This is a genomic window from Methyloceanibacter sp. (assembly GCF_051306395.1).
In the GTDB taxonomy this organism is placed as follows: Bacteria; Pseudomonadota; Alphaproteobacteria; order Rhizobiales; family Methyloligellaceae; genus Methyloceanibacter.
The window spans coordinates 1-9,310 of the sequence record NZ_JBPPND010000001.1 but is presented as its reverse complement, the minus strand read 5'-3'; the positions used below and the strand labels follow the sequence as shown (position 1 = coordinate 9,310).

9 protein-coding genes and 1 pseudogene are annotated in these 9,310 nt (G+C 65.0%); 3 read left to right on the top strand and 7 right to left on the bottom strand.

The features are described 5' to 3' along the window. Both ACSLE4_RS00050 and ACSLE4_RS00045 read left to right on the top strand, forming a co-directional pair. Positions 1–2,728: hypothetical protein (locus ACSLE4_RS00050; protein ID WP_435902446.1), on the top strand; the 2,728-nt coding region annotated here is incomplete at its 5' end. Positions 2,729–2,847: 119 nt separating this feature from the next. Further along, positions 2,848–3,261: a phasin family protein gene (locus ACSLE4_RS00045; RefSeq protein WP_435902445.1), complete on the top strand. Its 414-nt coding sequence runs from the start codon at positions 2,848–2,850 to the stop codon at positions 3,259–3,261. Here ACSLE4_RS00045 and ACSLE4_RS00040 read toward each other — a convergent pair. The 7 genes from ACSLE4_RS00040 to ACSLE4_RS00010 form a co-directional block, all read right to left on the bottom strand. After that, the gene (locus tag ACSLE4_RS00040) at positions 3,258–4,319 is read right to left on the bottom strand and encodes a zinc-binding metallopeptidase family protein (RefSeq protein ID WP_435902444.1); all 1,062 of its coding nucleotides are present in this window, start codon (positions 4,317–4,319) and stop codon (positions 3,258–3,260) included. The genes ACSLE4_RS00045 and ACSLE4_RS00040 overlap by 4 nt on opposite strands. A 10-nt stretch (positions 4,320–4,329) precedes the next feature. Further along, on the bottom strand, positions 4,330–4,785 hold the full coding sequence (locus ACSLE4_RS00035) for a CreA family protein (RefSeq protein ID WP_435902443.1): 456 nt from the start codon (positions 4,783–4,785) through the stop codon (positions 4,330–4,332). Between the two features lie 143 nt (positions 4,786–4,928). Further along, positions 4,929–5,186: a hypothetical protein gene (locus ACSLE4_RS00030; RefSeq protein WP_435902442.1), complete on the bottom strand. Its 258-nt coding sequence runs from the start codon at positions 5,184–5,186 to the stop codon at positions 4,929–4,931. An 8-nt stretch (positions 5,187–5,194) separates the two neighbouring features. Beyond that, the gene (locus ACSLE4_RS00025) at positions 5,195–5,500 is read right to left on the bottom strand and encodes a DUF883 family protein (protein ID WP_435902441.1); all 306 of its coding nucleotides are present in this window, start codon (positions 5,498–5,500) and stop codon (positions 5,195–5,197) included. Positions 5,501–5,597: 97 nt separating this feature from the next. Beyond that, positions 5,598–5,798, bottom strand: coding sequence for a hypothetical protein (locus tag ACSLE4_RS00020; RefSeq protein ID WP_435902440.1), 201 nt, complete (start codon positions 5,796–5,798; stop codon positions 5,598–5,600). Between the two features lie 54 nt (positions 5,799–5,852). Continuing rightward, complete coding sequence (locus tag ACSLE4_RS00015) at positions 5,853–7,811, bottom strand: transglycosylase domain-containing protein (RefSeq protein ID WP_435902439.1); 1,959 nt, start codon at positions 7,809–7,811, stop codon at positions 5,853–5,855. A gap of 51 nt (positions 7,812–7,862) precedes the next feature. Next, positions 7,863–8,327 carry an SH3 domain-containing protein gene (locus tag ACSLE4_RS00010; protein WP_435902438.1) on the bottom strand — a complete coding sequence of 155 codons (465 nt, stop codon included), beginning with the start codon at positions 8,325–8,327 and terminating at the stop codon, positions 7,863–7,865. 314 nt (positions 8,328–8,641) lie between these two features. On the opposite strand from ACSLE4_RS00010, the pseudogene ACSLE4_RS00005 reads away from it, so the two are divergent. Then, positions 8,642–9,310, top strand: a pseudogene (locus ACSLE4_RS00005) (lytic murein transglycosylase); the annotation flags it as partial.

Genomic DNA, 9,310 nt, shown 5'->3' with positions numbered 1-9,310 from the left:
CACCCATGCCCCGGCGGTCGTCTGGTACTCGCCCGACATGATCGACTGGATGAAGGCAAACCGCGCGGAAGGCGACGAGACCAAGACAGAGACGCCGGTGCCCGACGGCGCCATCATGGTCAAGGAGATGTTCCCGCCGCCCACGTCCCACTGCAAGGACGCGGACCTGATTCACCTGTTCCCGGAGAACGGCGGCGCCATCATGGTGCGCGCCAGCAAGGAGTCCCGCGACGGCTGGTTCTGGGGCTGGTTCGGCTGGGGCGAAGGCGAATGGTCGCCGACCTGGCCGGCGACCTCGGCGCACGGCTACCCGAACACCGGTTTCGGACTTTATTGCACCAACTGCCACTCCTCCGCGCGCGACAACCAGACCTTCGCCTCCTTGCGCAACGTCAATGGCGAGCCCGGCGAACCGCTGGTCTTCTTGAGCCACGACTTTTACCTGGAGGACCACTTTCAGAACGACGGCCAGCGTCTTGGCCAGCGCCGCGGTGCGCCACCGCCGCAGCCGAAATTCGAAACGCTGCACGAGCAGGTCGCGACCGAAGAAACCGATGTGAAGGCCGCGGTCAGCGCCTTCAACCGGCGCCTGCGCAGCCGCAAGGACTACAGCAACGACTTCGCCGAGATCTTCCAGCTCTTGAGCGGCGCGCCTAAGCCTGAAGGCGAGCCGCCCACCATGCCCTCGCAGACTTACGACCATGTGTGGTTTCCAGCCGGAGAGCCCACCGCGACATCGCGCTTCGTTACCTCCGACCAATGTCTCGGCTGTCATAGCGCCGGCGGCACGGGCCTCCAGTTCCACATGACCGAGCAAGGACCGGAGCCGAAACTCACCAACATCTCGCCTTACGGGTCCTGGCAGAAATCGCCGATGGGGCTCAGCGGTCGCGATCCCATCTTCTTCGCGCAGCTCGCCAGCGAGATCGAGACCTTCCACCCGGAGTCGAAAGCGCTCATCGAAGACACCTGCATGAGCTGTCACGCCGTGCAAGGACATCGCCAGCACGCCATTGATACCTTTGCGGATACCGGCGCCTGCGCGCCCCTCGCCCGCGCCGCGCTCGATGCGGTGCCCTACCCCGCCGACAATCCGACCGCGCACCTGGCGAAATACGCCGCGCTCGGCCGTGACGGCGTGGCCTGCTCGACCTGCCACAGCATGGTGCTCGGCAAGGACGCATCGCAGAAGGTCGCGGATGACGCGCAGAACGCCTGCGTCGCCGAACGCCAGAAGGTTCTCAATCCGGGCCTGACCGGCCTCGCTAAGACCTTCACCGGCAATTTTCTCGTCGCCAAGCCCAGCGAAATCTTCGGTCCCTTCAAGGACCCGAAGAAGAAGCCCATGGAAGCCGCGACGGGTCTGGTCGCGGCCCATAGCGAGCACGTGAAGAGCTCGGAAGTTTGCGCGAGTTGCCACACGGTGCATCTGCCCGTGCTTCACCGCGGCAAGATCGTCGGCCACACCTACGAGCAGGCGACCTATCCGGAATGGGCGTTTTCCGCCTATCGCACCGGCGAGACGGTGGACGGCGCGCTGCCGGGCGGCGCCGGCGCCAAGGCGCAGTCCTGCCAGGACTGCCACATGCCCAAGAAGGACGCGGAAGGCACGCCCTATCGCAGCAAGATCGCCAGCATTCAGGAATACTCATCCTTCCCGCAGGCCGAATTCACTTTACCGCCGGAGGACATCGATCTCGAACCCAGAGACGGCTTCGCCAAGCACACGCTTGTCGGCCTGAACCTGTTCCTCACCAAGATGGCCCAGCAATTCCCAGACGTGCTCGGGATTCGCACCGAGGACCCGATGCTGCCGTCGCGCCGGGGCGTCGACCCGCTCATCGCCACCGAGCGCGCCATGCTGGAGCAAGCGGCGAAGACGGCCGATATCGGCGTGGCCGAAGTGACGCGCGAAGGCGGCACGCTCGCCGCCAAAGTGACAGTGCGCAACAAAGCCGGCCACAAATTCCCCTCCGGCGTCGCCTTCCGGCGCGCCTTTGTCGCCTTCGAAGTGCGCGACAAGCTTGGGCAGGTGCTCTGGGCCTCGGGCCGCACCAACCGCACCGGCGTGATCGTGGACGAGAACGGCGAGCCGGTCGCGGGCGAGCTGTGGTGGACGCAAGATTGCAAGTCGCGCATCGCCCCGGAGGCGCGCGCGCACCAGCCTCACTACCAGGTCATCACCAATCAGTCCCAGGCGCAGATCTACCAGGAGATGGCCGCGAGCCCGGCCGACGTGGAGCACCCCGCCTGCGGCGCGCACGCCAAGCCGGAAGGCCCGCTGACGTCGAGCTTCCTCTCCATCTGCGCCAAGGTGAAGGACAACCGCCTGCTGCCCCATGGCTTCTTGCCGCTGAAAGCGCGCACCGAGATCGCGAGCGCGCTCGGTGCCAATGAGGAGCTTGCCGAGGACGTGGCACCGGTCGGCACGGACGGCGACCCGGACTACGCCGAGGAGAACGAGAGCGCAGGCGAGGAGGTTCTCCTCTACCAAGTCCCCCTCGCGGAGATGGACGGCGAGCCCGCCGAGATCCGCGCCACGCTCTACTACCAGGCCATCCCGCCCTTTTTCCTCCAGGACCGCTTCTGCACCGCCAAGGGCGTCGACACCCAGCGGCTCTATTATCTCGCCGGCAAGCTCGACACCGCCGGCGGGCCCATCCAGAGCTGGAAGCTGAAAGTGGGCCAAACCGCCAAAATCGCCGTGCCCGAGGCAAGCGTTCCTTAAGGCCGCTCTCATAGAAGGGTCCGGCCATGGTGTTCAGCGGGAAAAATGCTGTAATCTAGAGCAACTACCGAAGCGGGCTGAGAGCTGCCCGCCATCAAAGCCGGGCTTAAGGGGACCGCATGACAGAGAAGCAGATGTTCGAGATTCCGACGGAGATGCGCGACTTCGCCGAGAAGAACGTGGAGCAGGCGCGCGTGGCCTATGGCCAGTTCATGGAGTTCATGAGCCAGGCCATGAACGCCTGGTCGTCCTCCGGCGGACCGGAAGCCGGCAACTTCAAGGCGATCCAGGATCGGGCCATCGCCTTCGCCAAGGAGAACGCCGAGCGGTCCTTCTCGCTCGCCAGCGAACTAGCCAAGGCCAAGGACATGCAGGAAGTCGTGACCCTCCAGAGCCGCTACGTGCAGACCCAGATGCAGACCTTCGGCATCCAGGCCCAGCAGCTCTCCTGGCTCATGGCCAACGCCTTCCGCAACATGCAGAACAAGACGCCCAAGGGCTGGGACCCCAAGGACTGGAACTCCAAGGGCTAGGCCGCTTCGCGTCCCTCCGCCTGCCGGCGCACGAGGCCGTGGACGAAGCCGAGCTTCTCCACCACGGCCGCGTGCAGGACCTCCGGCGCCACGTCGATCAGGCCCATCTCGCGGTTGAGCTCGTTGAGCACAAGTCCCAGCCGCCAATGCTGGCTGGCCATGCCGTTGAGATCGCCGAAATCCACGGCGCCGATCAGTCCCATCTTAGAGGCCGTGTCGAGCACGCTCGTGATGTCGAGATAAAGCGCGAAGGTCTCCGCCCAATCCTCCCAAGGGTGCATGGTGGCGTAGGCGCTGACGAAGCGGTTGCGCCAATCGAGCGGCGGACCTTTCGAATAATGCCGCTGGAGCGCCTCCCCGTAAGGCGGGTTCTCGTGGTCGCCGAATGTGCGCTTGAAGTCATCCTCGCAGCGGCCGCGCACCAGCAAGTCCCAGAAATAATGGCCGATCTCGTGGCGGAAATGCCCGACCAGGGTGCGGTGGGCCTCACCCATATCGACGCGCAGTTTTTCGCGCTCAACGCTGTCGGCCTCGCGGATATTGATGGTGATCTTGCCGTCGGCGTGGCCCGTATAGACACGGTCGTCCGCGCCCATCCAGCGCCACACGCCCTCCGACGGAATAGCGTCCGCCTTGAAGTCAAAGGCGAGCGGCGGGTCGAATCCTTCGTCAGACGAACCGTAAGGCAGTCCCAGAAAGTCGAGCCTGTAGAGCAGCCGGCGCTTCGCCGCCTCGAGCTCGGCCCAGCGCTCGCGGTTTCCCGGGACGGACAGGTCGGGGATGGTGCGGTTGAAGCGGCAGGCGTCGCACCGACCGCCGGTCGCCGTATTGCCCGCGGACAAACAGCGATTGCAGACATGCTCGATCGCATAGTTCGCGCATTTGACAAGCGGCGCCGCGCAGCCGGCATTGGCGCAAACATAGGTGCCGTCGCCTAAAGGCTCCAGCGCCGCGATGGCGCGGCAGGAGGGGCACCAGCCCACCTCGCGGCCGCAGTTCTCGCAAGACACGTTTTCGAAGAACAGCGTCTGCCCGCAGACGCAAGAGAAGGTCCGCATAAGCCGCGCCCTACTCCGAAGGCCAAGGCAGGATCGGCACGGCGCTCACCGCGTTCGCAGGCGAGCCGTCGATGATCTTGGAGCTGATCGCCAGATAGACCAGTGCGTTTCGCTTCAAGTCGGGAATGCGGTAGATGCGCGTCTTCTTGAAGAAGATGCTGGTCTTCTCGGTGAAGGCCTCTTCCCGCTCCGGCAAGCTCTTCAGGTCCACGGAGATCGGGCCCATCTGCCGACAGGTCACGGAGAAATTGGACGGGTCCTCGTTGAGGCCGAGCGGCTGGCCCCAGCCGCCCTTGCGCGCCTGGCTGATATAGCAACTGACCCCCCGCACTTTCGGATCGTCGAACTCGCTGATGCAGACCCTGTCGTTGGGCGACAGGATGCGCAGCGTCGTCGACACGCACTCGAAGTCCTCGGCCTGCGCGAGGCCCGGTCCCGCGAGAGCCACGATCCACGACGCGAGCATGAGTCCGCAAGCCCTGAAAACGATTCGCATTTCGGCTGGCCTCTCGGTGAAGGGGTAACGGCGCGCTTATTCAACGCGTGGGACGAAAATAGGGTTCGCTTCAACCAAGAACCAGAGGGGCACGACGCCGCGCATCAACAAGGTTATCGGGTCAGGCGCCGCTTGTTGGCGCGCACGCGCGTGCGGTAACCGCGCACGACCTTTTCGGCGGAGCCGCCCGTGGCCACGGTCATTGCCGCTTCGACGAGGGCCGTGCTCTTCTCGGTCACCATTCTGGTGGCCTCGGTCTGCGCCATGGCGCCACCGCGCGCGAGCCGCATCATGCGCAACGTCATGACGGTTTGCGCCTCCTGCCAGGCCTGGGCAGAGGTGAAGGCCAGCTTCATCCAAGCTGACAGCATGACCGGTGTTAACGACGCGCTGTCGTAAGTGCGCCGAGCAGGAAGCCGATGCCGAGCGCGATGCCGATGGCTGCGAGCGGATTACGCTTCGCGGCGGAGTGCGCCTGGTCATATGCGTCAACGGCCATGTCCTGGACATCGGTGGCCATGTCCTGAACTTTATCTTGAGCCTTGGCGAACTGCGCCCCGGCCTTGTTGGAGACGCTCTCGGCGGCATCGCCGATATCGTCGGCCATCGACTTGGCCTTGTCCGCAGCTTGGCGGGCGGCCGGCGAGTTGGCGGCATTGCGGAACGTGTCTTGGGGAGTCGTCATCTTTAGGTCCTCCTGTAGCGCGGGGCGGCAAGAGGCGCCACCGGTCATGATCAACGCCGGGCTTTGCGGGTTGTTCCGTGGGCCGAGCGGAGGATCGTTAATCGTCGCAGAGGTAGACGAATTCGAGCCCCTGCTCGCTGCAGATGGCGAAGGCTTCGTCCTCGCTGTCCGCCTCGATGAGGACCAGCAAGGGCCCTTCAAGCGCGCAGAACTTGACGCGTTTCGGCGCGGTCCGCGCCGACACGCGGACGACGCTCACGCTCATGCGTTCGGTCGCAAGCCTGGATCGATCTGCCATGACCGGAATCATGCCTGATTCGCAAAGGTTTGACTCGGGCTTTGAGAGCCGGCCTTAGCGGAACAACCCACCGAACAGGCCGCGGCGCTCGCGCCGGGGACGGCGGTCTTGGGAGAAATCGAAATCTCGGCGGCGTTTGGCCCTGCTCCTCTTGCGCGGTTTTTCCACTTCGCCCTGATTGAAGGCATTCTTGGCGATCTTCACCTTGCGCTGGCGCAGCTCGGCCTCGAAGGCCGCGATCCGCTGCGGCTTCCGCTCGAAGCCCTTATCGGTCTCGATCGCCTCGCGCATGAAGCTGACCCAGATCTCGGCCGGCAGGCTGCCGCCGGTGACGCGCTTCATCGGCTTGAAGTCGTCATTGCCGACCCATACACCCACCACGAGATTGCCTGCGAAGCCGATGAACCAGGCATCGCGATAATCCTGGCTGGTGCCCGTCTTGCCAAAGGCACGAATAGGCAGCCGGGCCCGCCGCCCGGAGCCGCTCTCCACCGTACCGCGCAACAGCGTCATCAGCTCTTTCTGCTCGTTGAGCCGCCAGCGGCCGGCGCCGCGCGGCGGTGCGCTGTTGGCGTCCGCCGCCTCGAACCCGGTGATCGCCCAGGGCTTCACCGGATAAGCGCCGGCATCGACCGCGGCAAAGGCGCTGGTCATTTCGAGTAGCGTGACTTCGAAGGCGCCGAGCGCCAGACTCGGCTGCGCCTCCAGCGGCGTCGAAATGCCGAGGTCGCGCGCCGCCGTGATCACGGGCGTGCGCCGCATGCCCTCGGATAGTTGCACCGATACCGTGTTGATGGACGAGGCGAAGGCGCGGCTCATGGGCATGGCGCCGCGGTAGCGGTGACCGAAATTCTTCGGTTCATAACTGCCGATGCGGACCGGCTGATCGACCACCGTGCTGTTGGGCGTGAGCCCCGCGCGCAACGCCGCCAGATAGACGAACAGCTTGAACGAGGAGCCCGGCTGCCGGCGCGCCTGCACCGCGCGGTTGAACTGACTCTGGTCGTGATCCGCACCTCCGACCATGGCGAGCACACGCCCGTCGGGCCGCATCACCACCATGGCCGCCTGGGAGACGTTCCGCGCCTTGCCCTCCTTGGCGAGAACGGTCTCGATAGCGGACTCAGCCAGGCGCTGGAGCTCGGGATCGAACGCGGTGTAGACCGGCAAGGGCGAATAATCGCTGGTGCGCGGCAGCTCGATGGTGTGGGAAACCCAGTCGGCGTAATAGCTGCCCGTGGCGTCCTCAGTTCTGATCTCGGGCAGGACCGGGGCAAGCTCCTTTCGGCGTGCCGGCGAGACCTTTCGCGTCTCGACCATGGCATCGAGCACTTCATTCCCGCGCTGCCGGGCCGCCTCGGGATCGCGATTGAGCGCAGTCGGGGACTTCAGAAGGGCCACGAGGTAGGCCGATTGAGGGAGCGTGAGGTCCGGAACCGTGGTGCCGAAATACTGTTTCGCCGCGGCGCGCAGGCCGTAGCAGCCCTGACCGAAATAGGCGCTGCTCAGATAGCGCTCGAGGATCTCGTCCTTGCTGAGCCGTAGTTCGAGCGACAGCGCGAGCCAAGCTTCCTTTCGCTTACGCTCCATCGTGCGATCGCTCGACAGCAGCGAATACTTCGCCAACTGCTGGGTGATGGTGCTGCCGCCTTGCACGATGCGGCCCGCAGCGCGGTTCTCCATGGCGGCGCGTGCCAGCCCGATCGGGTCGATGCCGAGATGGTAGTAGAAGCGCCGGTCCTCCATCGACAGCAGCGCGTCGACGAAATGCTGCGGGACCTCATCGAGCGAGACCGGCTCGGCCACGCACCCGCCGCGGCGCGCGAACGGCTTGCCGTCACTGGTGTGAAGGACCAGGGTCCGCTGGCTCGCCGGCTCGAGCGCCGTGAGCGAATAATCGTCCACCGGGGCTGTGAGGATCAGAAAGGGGACGGCGACCAGACCACCGGTCACGAGGAAGCCTGTGAGCAGCACCGACAGCGCGGCGGCGCCCCGCCGTCCGGCTCTCCTCATACTCCTCGGAATAGGCTTCATGGCGCCCTCTGGTGAAAAGCCAAAGCGGCGCTAACGAATCGTCGTTTCAGCGGCCTCGGCACGGCGCGACACGGGCGCGATGCGTTTGACATACGCGTCGAACACCCAGCCGGTCTCAGCCGTGTCCGGCTCGAACACCTCGACCCACTTGCCCTCGCGCGATGCGACGCGAAGCTTGGTGCCGGCAAGCTGCACCCTGATAACGGCGTTAGCGCTGGAGGGACCCTGGCGCATATTGACCGCATCGACAACCTCGACCCAACTTTGGCGCGCCGCCGCTTCGCGGGCGACACGCTGGGGATCTGAGCCGAGCAGTGTGGATTGCGGGCGCGCCTTGGTGGCGCGGACAGAAGCGATGGTCTCGGTCTCGGACGCGGAGGGCGAAGGCACGGTGGCAAACCGCTCGCCCGCGAGCGAAAATCCAAGCACGCAGACACCGCAAGCGGTGACCAACAAAAGGCCTGAGACGGCCGCGTATTTCGCAATGGGGTGCATGGTTCTGTCTTATGACGCCAGCGTTGTTCTGTCCTGCTAGGGTCAACTCATGGGTTAAGAGACTGTTCCCCGGCGAGAGACCCGCGAAACCCTGGCTAAGCCAATTGCCAAGGCCCGAACCCTCAAGGTAAAAATGGCGTCGCGGGGAGAGGCGAAGCGAGTCCTCCGAGGGACAGGGCAGAATTGTGGCGCAAAATTGCGTGCCCGATTTTCTGGCCTGGCTCTTTCGGGGCGGACATCCGAGGAAACACTCAAGGATGGCGGTTCGGCGCTGCGCTGTCAGCCCGGGCCTCCCTGAAAGACGGAAGGCCCAAATGACGCATAAACGACTGATGGCGCTCGCAGGCGCTTTGCTCTTCTTGTCCGCCGCCCCGGCCCTGGCGGCCCCGTGCGGCAACAATTCCGCCGGCTTCGAAAAGTGGAAGCGGGCCTTTGCGCAAGAGGCCAAGGCCAACGGCATCGGCCAGCGCGGCATCAACGCGCTGATGAGCACCGGCTACGCCGCCGGCACCATCCGCGCCGACCGTGGGCAGAAAAGCTTCAAGCTCTCTCTGGATCAATTCATGAAGAAGCGCGGCGCCGCGACCATCGCCTCGCAAGGGAAGCGCCTGAAGAGCTCCAACGCGGCGCTGTTCAACGCCCTCGAGCGGCAATACGGCGTCCCGCCCGGACCCCTGCTCGCCATCTGGGGCATGGAGACCGCTTTCGGGCGCTATATGGGCAACCAGCACACGCTCTCCGCTGTCGCCACCCTCGCTTATGACTGCCGGCGGCCGGAATTTTTCACGGGGCACCTTTAGGCGGCGCTTCAGCTCATCGACCGCGGCGCATTGAACCCCGCGCAGCGCGGCACCATGCATGGCGAGGTGGGCCAGACCCAATTCCTGCCGAAGGCGATTCTGCTTTACGCGGTCGACGGCGACGGTAACGGCCGCATCGATCTCAACTCCAAGGCCGACGCGCTCGCCTCCACGGCGAACTTC

Coding starts and splice junctions, on each gene's coding strand:
- ACSLE4_RS00045 (WP_435902445.1), top strand. CDS start 2,848: ATGACAGAGAAGCAGATGTTCGAGATTCCGACGGAGATGCGCGACTTC.
- ACSLE4_RS00040 (WP_435902444.1), bottom strand. CDS start 4,319: ATGCGGACCTTCTCTTGCGTCTGCGGGCAGACGCTGTTCTTCGAAAAC.
- ACSLE4_RS00035 (WP_435902443.1), bottom strand. CDS start 4,785: ATGCTCGCGTCGTGGATCGTGGCTCTCGCGGGACCGGGCCTCGCGCAG.
- ACSLE4_RS00030 (WP_435902442.1), bottom strand. CDS start 5,186: ATGCTGTCAGCTTGGATGAAGCTGGCCTTCACCTCTGCCCAGGCCTGG.
- ACSLE4_RS00025 (WP_435902441.1), bottom strand. CDS start 5,500: ATGACGACTCCCCAAGACACGTTCCGCAATGCCGCCAACTCGCCGGCC.
- ACSLE4_RS00020 (WP_435902440.1), bottom strand. CDS start 5,798: ATGGCAGATCGATCCAGGCTTGCGACCGAACGCATGAGCGTGAGCGTC.
- ACSLE4_RS00015 (WP_435902439.1), bottom strand. CDS start 7,811: ATGAGGAGAGCCGGACGGCGGGGCGCCGCCGCGCTGTCGGTGCTGCTC.
- ACSLE4_RS00010 (WP_435902438.1), bottom strand. CDS start 8,327: ATGCACCCCATTGCGAAATACGCGGCCGTCTCAGGCCTTTTGTTGGTC.